Below are 13,170 nucleotides of genomic sequence, written 5' to 3'. Positions count from 1 at the left end.
CCGGGACCAACCAGGCCGCCCACTCGTTCAGTGCAGGCCGCCTGGAAGTCCGATCGGGACCGATCGGGCGGCCTATTTGTCTTTGGCAGCCTGTGCCGAAGCCTCCCGCAGCGGCGCCCGGCTGAGTTCGTTGCCGGCGGCGATCGCCTTGCGCAGGAGCCGCATCAGCTCCTCCGTCTCCTCTGCCGTGAGCCCCCGCACCATGGTCTTCTGCGCCGCCTCCACCGCCGGCGTGATGCCGGCAAGGGTCTGCCGTCCCGCATCGGTGATCTGCAATTCGCGGGCGCGCCTGTCCCTGCTGCTCGGATTGCGCGCCACCAATCCCTTCTGCGCCAGCCGGTCCACCACGCCGGTGATGGTCGTCCGGTCGTAGGCGATCAGTCCGGCAAGCGTTATCTGGTCGATTCCCGGGTTGGTGCTGATCGCGGCGAGTGCGGCGTATTGCACTGGCGTCAGGTCGTATCCCGCCTCCTCGACCTCGGCATGGAAGACCGCCACGGCGATCTGCTGGAACCGGCGGGCCAGGTGCCCGGGCATGTCATTGTTGTCCTTCACCGATCTCTCCACCGTTGAACACGCTCTTGACAGTATACTGATAATCAGCATACTGATCAATTATCGCGACGGCTTGTCTACAGGCATCGCCGCATCGACTTAAATCACGGGGCGGTCCGGCCGTCGATACGGTCGGCTTGAAGCCGGTATGTAACCGGCTTGAACCGGACACCCGTCGGAGGCACGCGGAGGAGGCAGTCCCATGCAATTTCATCTGAACGGATTCCGGACGGGCGATCCGGGTGTGTCGGAACGGTCCGAACAGGCCCTGTCGTCGTCCGGCAGCAACTCTCTTCCCCGGGAGGTCGACGTGCTGATCGTCGGCTGCGGGCCGGCCGGCCTGACGCTTGCGGCGCAGCTCTCGGCCTTTCCCGGCATCAGGACCTGCATCGTCGACCAGAAGAGCGGCCCGTTGCAACTGGGCCAGGCCGACGGCATCGCCTGCCGCACGCTCGAAATGTTCGAGGCCTTCGGCTTTTCCGAGCGCGTGCTGAAGGAATCCTATTGGGTCAACGAGACGTCGTTCTGGAAGCCCGACGATGGCAACCGGGAGAACATCGTCCGCCACGGCCGGATAGAGGATGTCGAAGACGGGCTCTCCGAAATGCCGCATGTCATCCTCAACCAGGCGCGCGTCCACGATTTCTATCTCGACGTCATGCGCCGCTCGCCGAACCGGCTGGAACCCCACTATGCGCAGCGCCTGATCGATCTCGAGATCGACCCCGCCGTATCCGGCGGCGGGGCTATCACCCATCCGGTCACCGTCCGGCTCGAACGGCTGGATCCTTCGCACGAAGGGCAGGTGGAGACGGTGAAAGCCCGCTACGTGGTCGGCTGCGACGGCGCACGCAGCGCGGTGCGCAAGTCTCTGGGCCGGGAACTCAAGGGGGATTCCGCCAATCAGGCCTGGGGCGTCATGGATGTGCTGGCCGTCACCGATTTCCCCGATATCCGCCTCAAGGCGCTGATCCAGTCCGCCGGCGAAGGCAGCATCGTCCTCATTCCGCGCGAAGGCGGTTATCTTGTCCGCATCTATGTCGAGCTCGACAAGCTTGCCGTCAACGAGCGTGTGGCGAGCAGGAACATCACGGTCGATCATCTGATCGCGGCGGCGCAGCGCATTCTCAATCCCTACAAGCTCGATGTGAAGGAAGTCGCCTGGTGGTCGGTCTACGAGATCGGCCAGCGGCTTTGCGACAAGTTCGACGACGTGCCGGAGGACGAGGTCCGGACGCGCCTGCCGCATGTCTTCATCGCCGGCGACGCCTGCCATACCCACAGCCCCAAAGCGGGGCAGGGCATGAACGTATCGATGCAGGATGCTTTCAACCTTGGGTGGAAATTGGCGGCCGTTCTCCAGGGGCGGTGCCCGCCCGAGCTGCTGCACAGCTACTCGGCCGAGCGCCAGGCGATCGCCCGGGAGCTGATCGATTTCGACCGCGAATGGGCAAAGATGCTGAGCGCGCCGCTGAAATCCGAGAGCAATCCGGACGGTGTCGAACCGGCCGAAGTCCAAAGCTACTTCGTCAGGTCCGGGCGCTACACCGCGGGAACGGCGACCCGCTACCGTCCGTCCGTCCTCACCGGTGAAGCGACCCATCAGCATCTGGCGAAGGGACTGACGATCGGCATGCGCTTCCATTCCGCGCCGGTCATCCGCCTGGGCGATGCCAAGCCGGTCGAACTCGGTCATGCGGCGAAGGCGGACGGCCGCTGGCGCATCTATGCCTTCGCAGGCGCCGGAGACCGTGCCGCGCCGTCCTCGCGCCTGCGGGCCTTGTGCGATTTTCTCGCGGATTCTCCCGCATCGCCGGTCCGCAAATACACGTCGGCAGACGGGGATATCGATTCGGTGATCGATCTCCGGGCGATCTTCCAGCAGGCCCATCGCGAGCTTGCCGTGGAATCCATGCCGGCCCTGCTTCTGCCCGCGAAGGGACGTTTGGGGCTTCGCGACTACGAGAAGATGTTCTGCCCCGACCTCAGGAGCGGCAGAGACGTTTTCGATATGCGCGGTATCGACAGGGAACGGGGCTGCATGGTCGTGGTGCGGCCGGACCAGTATGTCGCCCATGTCCTCCCGCTCGATGCGCATGCGGAGCTCGCGGCCTTCTTCGATGGCTTCATGCTGCCGAGGGTTTGAATGGGAAAGCCGAAGCCGCGGCAGCCCGACGCAGGACTGCCGCTTGTTTCCGCAGGGCCGGATCGATCCTCTTGCGTTAGATAGACCTTATTGAGCAACCCCACACTTTTGCAGGCCTAAAATTGTACTAGGTGCGGCTGCCGCTTCCATGCATGATGGCAACCGAAACGTGTACATTGCAATACTCCCTTGCTCCCCGGGAAGCGGCCTGGAGCGGGGGCCGAAGAAGGATGGCCGCAACAGGCATGTCGCATAGAAATTCCAAATCCGAGCGGGTGACATTGCTGGATGTCGCGAATGCGCTCGGGATCAGTGCCATTACCGTTTCCCGTGCCTTGCGCGACCCGGGAAAGGTCTCCGAAGCACTTCGCGAAAAGATCCTCAGCCAGGTGGAGGAGATGGGCTATATGCCCGACCTGGCGGCCCGGGCCCTGGCAAGCCGGCTGAACGGCACCATTTGCGTCCTGGTTCCCGCGCTCACCCATCAGGGCACGCTGAATTTCGTGCGCGGCATCGAGGCGCGCACCCAGGGCACGGATTTCCGCATCCAATATGCCAATTGCCGCAACGATCCCGAAGAGGAGCGGCGGCTCATCCGGCTTTTCCTGTCGCAATACCCGGCCGGTATCATCTTTGCGGGCCTCGATGTGCCCGAGAAGACGGCCGATCTTCTGAAATCGGGCACATGCCCCGTGGTGCACGTCATCGATCCCGCCCTGCGGACGAAGGGCGCGGCGGTCGGCGGCGACAATTTCGAAGCCGCCGCCGCGGCGACGCGCCATCTTCTCGCCTGCGGGTACAGGCGGATCGGCCTGCTGGGTGCGCATGCCGATATCCGCGGCCAGAGGCGCCAGCAGGGCTATCGCGCGGCGATGCAGGAGGCAGGCCTTTACGACCCCGCGCTCGTGGTTTGCGACCACACGCCGGCGACCGTCGAGCTCGGCTGCCGGCTTCTGCGCAGGCTGGTGGATGGCGTGAAGGGGGTCGACGCGGTGTTCTGCCAGGACGACGACATCGCGCTCGGCGCCCTTTTCGAGAGCCGCAGGCTCGGATTGCGCGTGCCGGAAGATCTCGGGATTTGCGGTTACGGCGACCTGCCGTATTCCGCCCATACGGAGCCGCCGCTGACGACGGTCCGGGTGCCGGCTTTCGACATCGGGTATCGGGCTGCCGATCTGCTCGTCCGGGCGCGCGCCGGCGTCGACGGAGCGGATGGCGTCGTCAACCTCTCCTTCGAGCTGATCCGGCGCGGCTCGACGCGGTCTTCCTGCGGTCTTCGCCGAGAGACGGCGGACGAGACCCTGACGGCGGGGATGTGAAGCGAAAGGGGCCTTCCGGCCCCCGGCTTGTTGACGAACCTCTAGTCTTGTTCGGCGTCATCCTCGGCCTTGTGCCGAGGATTTGCAGCGATCCGACAAGCAACGGTTGGCAGATGCTCGGGACAGGCCCGAGCATGACGAAAGAGAAGTCTCGCCTTTGTCAGCAGCCTGGGGGCCTTCCGGCCCCCTTCTTTATCCTTGCGCGGCGAACGCTCAGATGTCGCTCGCTGCGTTGGAGAATATCTCCGCTGCCTGCTTGGCGGTCATGCGGCGGATTTCCGTCTCGTCGCGGCGGCTGGCGAAGAGTTCGCTCGCCATGATCTGTTCGGCAAGATCGGCCGGCAGCGACAGGAGCACCCTTTGGCCTTCCCGATGGATGCCGCCGGTCTCGCCGCGCTTGGCGGTGATCATGCCGCCCGCCACGGTGTTCAGGGTGTCGGGATCGATCAGGATGAAAGCGCCGGTCGAGCGGTTCTGTTCGTAAGCATCGAAGATCGCCGTCTCCTCGAAGGAAAGCCGCACCTTGCCGATCGCATTCATCTGAAGCGTCGAGGCGTGCGGCTGCCATGCACCGGTGGCGAGTTCGAGCTGCCAGATCGGTTCGACGGTGACGCGCTGGCGGCGGGAGCCGCTCTTCAGCCAGTAGCGCTTGCCCGGTTCGATGCCGCCCGGCTGCAGCGCGACGAGCTGCGCGTCGAAATCGAGGCCGGTCATCGGCGGGCCGTCGATCGAGACGATCATGTCGCCGCGCGAAACGTCCACCTGCCGGTCGAGCACGAGCGTGATCGCGTCACCTGCGACGGCCGCATTGCGCACCAGGTCGAAGGTGACGATCTGCTTGACGTTCGCGACCGTGCCGGAAGGCAGGATCGCGACAGAGTCCCCTGGCTTGATCGATCCGCTGGCGACCGTGCCCTGATAGCCGCGGAAGCTTTCGCCGGGACGGGAGACGCGCTGCACCGGCAGGCGGAAACCGCCGGCCTGGGCGGAGCGCACGGTCGCAAGCTCCAGCGCGTCGATCAGCGTCGGACCTTCGTACCAGGGCATCGAGGCCGTGGCCGGATAGACGACGTTCTCGCCCTTCAGCGCCGACATCGGGATCGCGGTGATCTGGCGCACGCCGAGCGACAGCGCGAATTCACGGAAATCATGGGCGATCTTCTCGAAGATGGCCTTGTCGTAATTGACGAGGTCGATCTTGTTGACCGCCAGCACGAACTGGCGGATGCCCATCAGCGCCGCGATCGTCGCGTGCCGGCGGGTCTGTTCGAGCAGGCCGGCGCGGGCATCGGCCAGAAGCACGGCGAGATCGGCGGTCGAGGCGCCGGTCGCCATGTTGCGGGTATATTGCTCGTGGCCGGGCGTGTCGGCGACGATGAAGGAGCGCCGGTCGGTCGAGAAATAGCGATAGGCGACGTCGATCGTGATGCCCTGTTCGCGCTCGGCCTGCAGGCCGTCGAGCAGCAGGGCAAAGTCGGGCAGGCCGAGATCGTTCTGGCTCCCGCTGTCGCGGGCGAGCGTCGCGGCCTGGTCTTCCTTCACCGCCTTGGTGTCCCAGAGCAGGCGGCCGATCAGCGTCGACTTGCCGTCGTCGACCGAGCCGCAGGTGATGAGCCTGAGCGGGCGGGTGTCGCGATGCGCCTTGGCGGCGGATTCGGCGAAGGGGATGACGTTCGCCGATGCGGCGTTGGCTGTAGCTGTGGCGCTCATCTCAGAAATATCCTTCGCGCTTCTTCTTTTCCATCGAGCCGGACTGGTCGCGGTCGATCGCGCGGCCCTGGCGTTCGGAGACGGTGGCGATCTCGAGTTCGGCGATCACCTCTTCCAGCGTCGTGGCGTTGGAGCGGATGGCTCCGGTGAGCGGGAAGCAACCGAGGGTGCGGAAGCGGATCATGCCCCGCTGCACCTTTTCGCCGGGAAGCAGTTCGAGGCGCGGATCCTCGGCAAGGATCATCATGCCGTCGCGCTCCACATAGGGGCGTTCGGCGGCGTAGTAGAGCGGCACGAGGGGGATGTCTTCGGCCTGGATGTAGCGCCAGATGTCGACCTCCGTCCAGTTGGAGAGCGGGAAGGCGCGCACGCTCTCGCCCTTCTTGATCATGCCGTTATAGATGTTCCAGAGCTCCGGCCGCTGGTTGCGCGGGTCCCATTTGTGGTCCGGCGTGCGGAAGGAATAGATGCGCTCCTTGGCGCGCGAGGCCTCCTCGTCGCGCCGCGCGCCGCCGAAGGCCGCGTCGTAGCCGCCGGCGTCGAGCGCCTGGCGCAGCGCCTCCGTCTTCATCACGTCGGTATAGAAGGCCGAGCCGTGGGTGAAGGGCGTGATGTTCTCGGCCTTGCCGCGCTGATTGGTGTGGACCACGAGGTCGAGATCGTATTTCTCGGCGATCTCGTCGCGGAACTCGATCATCTCGCGGAACTTCCAGGTCGTGTCGACATGCAGAAGCGGGAAGGGGACGCGGCCGGGATGGAAGGCCTTGCGGGCGAGATGCAGGAGGACGGACGAGTCCTTGCCGATCGAATAGAGCATCACCGGCTTTTCGAACTCTGCCGCCACTTCGCGAAAGATGTGGATCGCTTCGTTTTCGAGGGCTTTCAGATGGGGATCGAGCGGCGGTCTGGAAACGGGCGGATTCTTGATTTCCGTTTCCTGTACGGACAGGGGCATTTCGGTCTCCGGGTATTCGACTGTAACAAACACAAAAGGTTAGCTGGCTTGCTTGGCTGGCCGGTTTAGCTGGCCCAGTTAGCTGGCTTGGGCGACGGGTTGAGCGGCGCTTTCCGGCACATGGTTGTCCGGAACATGCAGGCCGCATTCGCGCTTCTCGTCGTTTTCCCACCACCATCGGCCCGCACGCTCGGGCTCGCCGGGCTTGATGGCGCGGGTACAGGGTTCGCAGCCGATCGAGGGGTAGCCGCGCGCGTGCAGCGGGTTGACCGGGATCGCTTCCGCCGCCACATGGGCGCGGATCGTCTCGATGTCCCAATCGGCGAGCGGGTTGATCTTGATGAGGTTGCGCTCGGCATCGTATTCGGCAAACGGCGTCGATGCCCGGTTGCCCGATTGGCCGCGGCGGAGGCCGGTGATCCACACGTCGGCGCCGGCAAGCGCCCTGGCGAGCGGCTTCAGCTTGCGCACGTGACAGCAGGCGTGGCGGGCTTCGACGCTGTCGTAGAAGCCGTTCAGACCGTATTGCGCGGCATAGGCGTCCACGTCGTCCTGTTCCGGCACGAAACGGCGGATCGTGATGCCGTAGCGCTCCTCGGTCTCGCCGATCAGGTCGACGGTTTCCTTGAACAGGCGGCCGGTCTCCAGCGTCGACACCTCCACCGGCAGGCGGTGGGTGCCGATCGCGGCGGCGATCACCTGGTCCTCGATGCCGAGCGAGGTGGTGAACACCGCGTGGCCGAGCTCGGCAGCCAGCGAAAGGCGGCCTGCAAGGTCGAGGCTTTCGAGCTTTGCATCAAGAGTTTCGGCCAGCGCCGGAGGATCCAGTGCCGGGGAATCTGGGGCCGAACGGTCTTGGCCTGCATCGTCGTGAAGGGTCATCATGTCTTCTTTCGTGAGCGATTTCTTGATTATCCCGGTTTCGCGCACGTAAGGACAGAAAAACCCGTTTCTTCCCATGGAGATGGAGAGCAAATATCTCTCCAAAGCCGGCCTCACACAAAAAACCTGCCGCCTTAACCAAAAGTGACCGATTTTATCTTCGGAAACGCTCGCATTGGTTTGTATTTTCTCATGATTTGAGCTAATCGGGATATATGCCCGCAAGGCAGGGTTTCCGATTGCGGACATGCACCCCTTGAGCGCCTTTGCGGCGAACCCGTGGATGCCCCGTACGAAGCTGATTGAGCGGCGCCGTGAGGACCGATTTGGCCTTGCGGCGGCGTTATTGTCGATGGTTGCGTGATGATATCCCAGAAAGCGAAATATGCGCTGAGAGCGCTCGCGGCGCTCGCGCAGGCCGATCCCGCCGAGCCGATGCTGATCTCCGAGATCGCCGTCCAGCAGAGCATTCCGAAAAAGTTCCTGGAACAGATCCTGCTCGACCTGAAGCGCTCCGGCATCGTCGTCAGCCGCCGCGGCAAGCAGGGCGGATATCTCCTCCTGAAGCCGGCCCACGCCATCACCTTCGGCGAGGTGCTGCGCCTCGTCGACGGGCCGATCGCGCCGCTTCCCTGCCTCAGCCAGACCGCCTACCGCAAATGCGAGGACTGCGACGGCGAGCATCTCTGCGAAATCCGCCACGTCTTCGCCCGCGTCGCCGATGCTACCCGCGACGTGCTGTTCAGCACGACCATCGCCGATGCGGTCGAAGGCGCCGGAGAGCCGAAGGCCGCCCCGGTCCGGGAACTGCTGACGGCGTAAGGCGTCGATCCTTCGTCTTGGCGCTGTAGGGCTCGCGCGTACAGACTTTTCCTGTGCGCTGCGACGCTTCCGAGGGCTTCTAGGCGATCGCGATAATCTCGAGCTCCTGATCGCCGACGTTCACGACATCTCCCACGGCCTTGTCGGTGAGGGCGCGGGCTACCGGTGATACGTAGGAAATCGATCCCGCTTTGGGATCGGCTTCGTCCTCTCCCACGATGCGGTACGTCTGCACTCGCCCGTCCTCTCTGGCGAAGGTGACTGTGCTTCCGAAAGCAACCGTCTCGGTCGAAGTCGGGGCAGGCACGACCTGAGCGGTGCGAAGTCTTTCCGCAAAATAGCGCAGATCCCGAAGCGGGCTTGCTGCCTGGCGTCGCCGTTCGTTCACGTCTTCGATCGTGCTTGCCGCATCGTAGGCCTTTCGGGCTTGATCCAGCTGCAATTCCAGCGCTTTCCATCCCGCTTCGGTAACGAGGTTCGGGTGAGGAGAAATCGGACGATCCGGCAGCAGCGTTTCCGAAGCGGTTTCGGCACTCTCTTCCTTGGTGAAGGCAACGCTCAATTTCGAACTCCGTTCAGGCGTGGCAAGGTCTTAAATCCGTGAAGCGGCGGTCCGGCATTTTGTCAGAAGCGGGCATGACCCGTAACCGGCTGCGCTATGGGATGCGTGAAAAATCTTTCTTCGAATGCTGCAAAATCCGGATTGTGGCGGGATTGTGATTTTCCGAAGCCGGGTTTTCCCGACGCTGGCATTCTCTTCGCGGACTGGCGGTTAATGCTTTCTTTGCTGGCGGGACCCGCGCGGGGAAACAGTTTTGCCTTCTTTTGTCCCTCGATTGACTAACACGACCTAGCCGATAGAGTTTCAGGCGAAACAACAGGAGGGAACCTCATGTTCAATTTTGCCCAGGGACTTGGCCAGGGATTTGGTAAACGATTGGGGGCCGTCGCCCTCGGCCTGTCCCTGACCGTCGGGATGACGGCGGGGGCGGTTGCGCCGGCTTTCGCCGAGACGCAGCTCCTCAACGTCTCCTACGACCCGACCCGCGAGCTCTACAAGGATTTCAACGCCGCCTTCGCCAAATACTGGAAGGCCCAGTCAGGCGAGGATGTCACGATCCGCCAGTCGCATGGCGGTTCCGGCGCGCAGGCCCGTTCGGTCATCGACGGTCTGGAAGCGGATGTCGTGACGCTGGCGCTCGAAAGCGACATCAACGCGATCGAGAAGAGCGGCAGGATCAAGGAAGGCTGGCGTGCGCGCCTGCCCAACAATTCCTCGCCCTATACGTCGACGATCGTCTTCCTGGTGCGCAAGGGCAATCCGAAGGGCATCCACAACTGGGGTGACCTCGTGAAGGACGGCGTACAGGTCATCACGCCGAATCCGAAGACATCAGGCGGCGCGCGCTGGAACTATCTGGCCGCCTGGGCCTGGGCGAACGAGGAATACAAGGGCGATCTGGAAAAGGTCAAGGCCTATGTCGCCGATCTGTACCGGCATGCGCCCGTGCTCGATACCGGCGCCCGCGGCTCGACGGTGACGTTCGCCCAGCGGCAGATCGGCGACGTGCTGCTCGCCTGGGAAAACGAGGCCTATCTCGCCGGCGAGGAATTCGGCAAGGACGCCTTCGAGATCGTCGTCCCGCCGATCTCGATCTTGGCGGAGCCGCCGGTCGCGGTCGTCGATGCGACGGTTGATGCCAGAGGTACCCGCAAGGTCGCCGAGGCCTATCTGCAGTATCTCTATTCCGACGAGGGCCAGAACATTGCGGCCAAGCACTTCTATCGTCCTTCCAAGCGTGATGTGGTAAAGCCGGAACTTCTGAAGGCGCTGCCGGACATCAAGCTGGTGACCATCGACGACCCGATCTTCGGCGGCTGGAGGAAGGCGCAACCGGAACACTTCGGTGACGGCGGCGTCTTCGATCAGATCTATAAGCCTGGTAAATAAAGTCGGGATATCGAATGACGAACATAGCTGCCGCAGCTCCGGCGCGGTGGCGATTGAAACAGCCGAGCATCATCCCGGGTTTCGGGCTGACGCTCGGTTTTTCGCTCGCCTACCTGTCGCTGATCATTCTCATCCCCGTCGCCGGACTGTTCTGGCGAAGCGCCGAGCTGGGATGGGCCGGCTTCTTTGCGATCCTCGGCGACGAGCGGACGCTGAGGGCTCTCTACGTTTCGTTCGGGACCGCCTTGGCGGCGGCGCTTGTCAACGTGGTGTTCGGCACGCTTGTCGCATGGATGCTGAGCCGCTACAGCTTTCCCGGCCGCAAGCTCATCGATGCGATGGTCGATCTGCCTTTCGCTCTGCCGACCGCCGTTGCCGGTATCGCGCTGACAACTCTTTACGCGCCGCAGGGCTGGATCGGTTCGCTCTTCATGCCTTTCCGCATCGCCTTCACGCCGCTTGGCATCGTCATAGCGCTGGTCTTCATCGGCTTGCCCTTCGTGGTGCGCACGGTTCAGCCCGTCATGGAGGAGATCGACCGGGAGATCGAGGAGGCGGCGGCGACGCTCGGCGCCAACCGTTTTCAGACGATCCGCCGTGTCCTTCTGCCGGGGCTGATGCCGGCGATCCTGACCGGTTTCGCGCTCGCCTTCGCCCGCGGGGTCGGGGAATACGGCTCGGTCATCTTCATCGCCGGCAACATTCCTTACGTTTCGGAAATCGCGCCGCTCTTGATCGTCATCCGCCTGGAGGAGTTCAACTATGCCGGCGCCACGGCGATCGCCACCATCATGCTGATCATCTCCTTCCTGATGCTTCTCGTCATCAACCTGATCCAGGCCTGGAGCCGCAGGAGATATGGCAATGCCTGATCAGCTCCGTTCCCCTTCCGCAACGCCGCCGGCCTTCCGCGATCCCGCCAGCGAAGGTCTGCTCGCCAAGGTTCTTCTGATCCTTCTGGGGCTCGCCTTCCTCGGCTTTTTCCTCGTCCTGCCGCTGGTCTCGGTTTTCGTCGAAGCCTTCCGCAACGGCTTCGGGGATTATTACGAGGCGTTGATCGAACCGGATGCGGCTGCCGCAATCCGCCTGACGCTTCTCGTCGCCGCGATCGCCGTGCCGCTCAATCTGGTCTTCGGGCTTGCCGCCTCCTGGGCGATCGCCAAGTTCGAGTTCAAGGGCAAGTCGTTCCTCATCACCCTGATCGACCTGCCGTTCTCCATTTCGCCGGTCATCTCCGGCCTGGTCTACGTGCTTCTGTTCGGCGCCAACAGCGCGCTCGGGCCGTTCCTCAAGAGCTACGGCATCGAGATCCTCTTCGCCGTGCCGGGCATCGTGCTCGCCACCGTCTTCGTCACCTTCCCCTTCGTGGCGCGCGAGCTGATCCCGCTGATGCAGGACCAGGGCACCGGCGACGAGGAAGCGGCGCTGTCGCTCGGCGCATCCGGCTGGCAGACCTTCTGGTACGTGACGCTGCCGAACATCAAATGGGGCCTGCTCTATGGCGTGCTCCTCTGCAATGCGCGCGCCATGGGCGAATTCGGCGCCGTCTCCGTCGTCTCCGGCCGCATCCGGGGGCTCACCAACACCATGCCGCTGCATGTCGAGATACTTTATAATGAGTATAACATGGTCGCGGCCTTCGCGGTGGCTTCGCTGCTCGCGTTCCTGGCGCTTGTCACGCTCGCGCTCAAAACATTTCTCGAACTTCGGTTCGGTGCCGGTGCTACCGGCGGCAGGCATTAAGAGGTCCTATGGAAGTCACCATCAGCAATATCCGCAAGGAGTTCGACCGTTTCCCGGCGCTGAACGACGTCTCGCTCAAGATCGCCTCCGGCGAGCTGATCGCGCTGCTCGGCCCCTCCGGCTCGGGCAAGACGACGCTTCTGCGCCTGATCGCCGGGCTCGATTTCCCGACGGACGGCAAGATCTTCTTCGGCGAGGAGGATGCTTCGCACCGCTCGGTGCAGGAGCGCAATGTCGGCTTCGTCTTCCAGCACTATGCGCTCTTCCGTCACATGACGGTCGCGGAGAACATCAGTTTCGGCCTCAAGGTGCGTCCGTCCTCGGCCCGGCCGCCGAAGGCGGAGATCCGCCGCCGCGTCCTGGAACTCCTGGACATGGTCCAGCTCGGCGGTCTTGAAAAGCGCTATCCGCACCAGCTTTCCGGTGGGCAGCGCCAGCGCGTGGCGCTCGCCCGCGCCATGGCGATCGAGCCGCATATCCTGCTTCTCGACGAGCCTTTCGGCGCTCTCGATGCGAAGGTGCGCAAGGAACTGCGCCGCTGGCTGCGCGAATTCCACGATCGCACCGGCCACACGACGGTCTTCGTCACGCACGACCAGGAAGAGGCGCTGGAGCTCGCCGACCGCGTCGTCGTCATGAGCCAGGGCAGGATCGAGCAGGTCGGCTCGGCGGACGACGTCTACGACCGCCCGGGTTCGCCCTTCGTGTTCTCCTTCATCGGAGAGTCCTCGCAGCTTCCGATCGAGGTCAAGGGCGGCACGGTGCTCTTCCAGGGGCAGCCGATCGGCATTTCCGAAACAGAGGAAGGGGCAGGGGAGCTGTTCTTCCGCCCCGAGGACGTGGTGCTCGTCGACGCGCCGGATGCACTGTTCGGCAAGGTGACCGCCTGCCGCCGTCTTGCCGGTACCCGCATTGCCGAGATCGACATCGCCAACGACGGGCACGCGCCCTATCACGTCGAGGTGGAGGTGCCGCTCCATGCGCCGGTCGAATTGCGCAGCGAATTGCGCTTCCGCCCGACCCGCTGGAAGATCTTCCGGAAATAGGCGTCTTCAGGCCCGCCGCGCTCCTCTGCGCGAGCGGGCCT

Annotated in this window: 12 protein-coding genes; 7 read left to right on the top strand and 5 right to left on the bottom strand. The window is 63.8% G+C overall.

The features are described 5' to 3' along the window. Nucleotides 1-72: 72 nt before the first annotated feature. Entirely contained in the window at nt 73-555 is a 483-nt protein-coding gene (locus QTA58_RS03280) for a MarR family transcriptional regulator (RefSeq protein ID WP_289671706.1), read from the bottom strand. 202 nt (nt 556-757) lie between these two features. Between QTA58_RS03280 and QTA58_RS03275 the strand changes: the two genes are divergently transcribed. Beyond that, entirely contained in the window at nt 758-2,701 is a 1,944-nt protein-coding gene (locus QTA58_RS03275; RefSeq protein WP_289671705.1) for an FAD-binding monooxygenase, read from the top strand. Nucleotides 2,702-2,946: 245 nt separating this feature from the next. Next, nucleotides 2,947-4,020, top strand: a complete 1,074-nt coding sequence (locus QTA58_RS03270) for a LacI family DNA-binding transcriptional regulator (protein ID WP_289671704.1) — start codon at nt 2,947-2,949, stop codon at nt 4,018-4,020. Between the two features lie 213 nt (nt 4,021-4,233). On the opposite strand, the gene cysN is transcribed toward QTA58_RS03270, so the two are convergent. The 3 genes from cysN to QTA58_RS03255 form a co-directional block, all read right to left on the bottom strand. Then, on the bottom strand, nt 4,234-5,730 hold the full coding sequence (gene cysN / locus QTA58_RS03265; protein WP_289671703.1) for a sulfate adenylyltransferase subunit CysN: 1,497 nt from the start codon (nt 5,728-5,730) through the stop codon (nt 4,234-4,236). A gap of 1 nt (nt 5,731) precedes the next feature. Continuing rightward, nucleotides 5,732-6,685: a sulfate adenylyltransferase subunit CysD gene (gene cysD, locus QTA58_RS03260; protein ID WP_085422622.1), complete on the bottom strand. Its 954-nt coding sequence runs from the start codon at nt 6,683-6,685 to the stop codon at nt 5,732-5,734. A 78-nt stretch (nt 6,686-6,763) separates the two neighbouring features. Then, nucleotides 6,764-7,570 carry a phosphoadenylyl-sulfate reductase gene (locus QTA58_RS03255; RefSeq protein WP_289671702.1) on the bottom strand — a complete coding sequence of 269 codons (807 nt, stop codon included), beginning with the start codon at nt 7,568-7,570 and terminating at the stop codon, nt 6,764-6,766. A 360-nt stretch (nt 7,571-7,930) separates the two neighbouring features. Here QTA58_RS03255 and QTA58_RS03250 point away from each other — a divergent pair, with 360 nt between their 5' ends. Continuing rightward, complete coding sequence (locus QTA58_RS03250) at nt 7,931-8,389, top strand: Rrf2 family transcriptional regulator (RefSeq protein WP_085422623.1); 459 nt, start codon at nt 7,931-7,933, stop codon at nt 8,387-8,389. 79 nt (nt 8,390-8,468) lie between these two features. Here QTA58_RS03250 and greA read toward each other — a convergent pair whose 3' ends face one another. Next, nucleotides 8,469-8,951, bottom strand: coding sequence for a transcription elongation factor GreA (gene greA / locus QTA58_RS03245; protein WP_289671701.1), 483 nt, complete (start codon nt 8,949-8,951; stop codon nt 8,469-8,471). A gap of 330 nt (nt 8,952-9,281) precedes the next feature. On the opposite strand from greA, the gene QTA58_RS03240 reads away from it, so the two are divergent. The 4 genes from QTA58_RS03240 to QTA58_RS03225 are packed head-to-tail and all read left to right on the top strand — an operon-like array spanning nt 9,282 to nt 13,129. Continuing rightward, nucleotides 9,282-10,340 (top strand): sulfate ABC transporter substrate-binding protein, encoded by a 1,059-nt coding sequence (locus QTA58_RS03240; protein WP_289671700.1) that lies wholly within the window; start codon nt 9,282-9,284, stop codon nt 10,338-10,340. Nucleotides 10,341-10,354: 14 nt separating this feature from the next. After that, nucleotides 10,355-11,212 carry a sulfate ABC transporter permease subunit CysT gene (gene cysT, locus QTA58_RS03235; RefSeq protein ID WP_085422626.1) on the top strand — a complete coding sequence of 286 codons (858 nt, stop codon included), beginning with the start codon at nt 10,355-10,357 and terminating at the stop codon, nt 11,210-11,212. Then, complete coding sequence (cysW, locus tag QTA58_RS03230; RefSeq protein ID WP_289671699.1) at nt 11,205-12,083, top strand: sulfate ABC transporter permease subunit CysW; 879 nt, start codon at nt 11,205-11,207, stop codon at nt 12,081-12,083. Before cysT ends, cysW begins: the two co-directional genes overlap by 8 nt. An 8-nt stretch (nt 12,084-12,091) precedes the next feature. Then, nucleotides 12,092-13,129: a sulfate/molybdate ABC transporter ATP-binding protein gene (locus tag QTA58_RS03225; RefSeq protein ID WP_289671698.1), complete on the top strand. Its 1,038-nt coding sequence runs from the start codon at nt 12,092-12,094 to the stop codon at nt 13,127-13,129. The last annotated feature ends 41 nt before the right edge of the window (nt 13,130-13,170 follow it).

It is taken from the genome of Neorhizobium sp. CSC1952 (assembly GCF_030378245.1).
Lineage (GTDB): Bacteria > Pseudomonadota > Alphaproteobacteria > Rhizobiales > Rhizobiaceae > Neorhizobium > Neorhizobium oryzae_A.
The sequence above is the reverse complement of the archived record's forward strand: the minus strand, read 5'-3'. Positions and strand labels throughout refer to the sequence as shown.

Excerpts from the sequence above, each read along its gene's own strand:
- QTA58_RS03275 (WP_289671705.1), top strand. The coding sequence starts at position 758 with ATGCAATTTCATCTGAACGGATTCCGGACGGGCGATCCGGGTGTGTCG.
- QTA58_RS03270 (WP_289671704.1), top strand. The coding sequence starts at position 2,947 with ATGTCGCATAGAAATTCCAAATCCGAGCGGGTGACATTGCTGGATGTC.
- cysN (WP_289671703.1), bottom strand. The coding sequence starts at position 5,730 with ATGAGCGCCACAGCTACAGCCAACGCCGCATCGGCGAACGTCATCCCC.
- cysD (WP_085422622.1), bottom strand. The coding sequence starts at position 6,685 with ATGCCCCTGTCCGTACAGGAAACGGAAATCAAGAATCCGCCCGTTTCC.
- QTA58_RS03255 (WP_289671702.1), bottom strand. The coding sequence starts at position 7,570 with ATGATGACCCTTCACGACGATGCAGGCCAAGACCGTTCGGCCCCAGAT.
- QTA58_RS03250 (WP_085422623.1), top strand. The coding sequence starts at position 7,931 with ATGATATCCCAGAAAGCGAAATATGCGCTGAGAGCGCTCGCGGCGCTC.
- QTA58_RS03240 (WP_289671700.1), top strand. The coding sequence starts at position 9,282 with ATGTTCAATTTTGCCCAGGGACTTGGCCAGGGATTTGGTAAACGATTG.
- cysT (WP_085422626.1), top strand. The coding sequence starts at position 10,355 with ATGACGAACATAGCTGCCGCAGCTCCGGCGCGGTGGCGATTGAAACAG.
- cysW (WP_289671699.1), top strand. The coding sequence starts at position 11,205 with ATGCCTGATCAGCTCCGTTCCCCTTCCGCAACGCCGCCGGCCTTCCGC.
- QTA58_RS03225 (WP_289671698.1), top strand. The coding sequence starts at position 12,092 with ATGGAAGTCACCATCAGCAATATCCGCAAGGAGTTCGACCGTTTCCCG.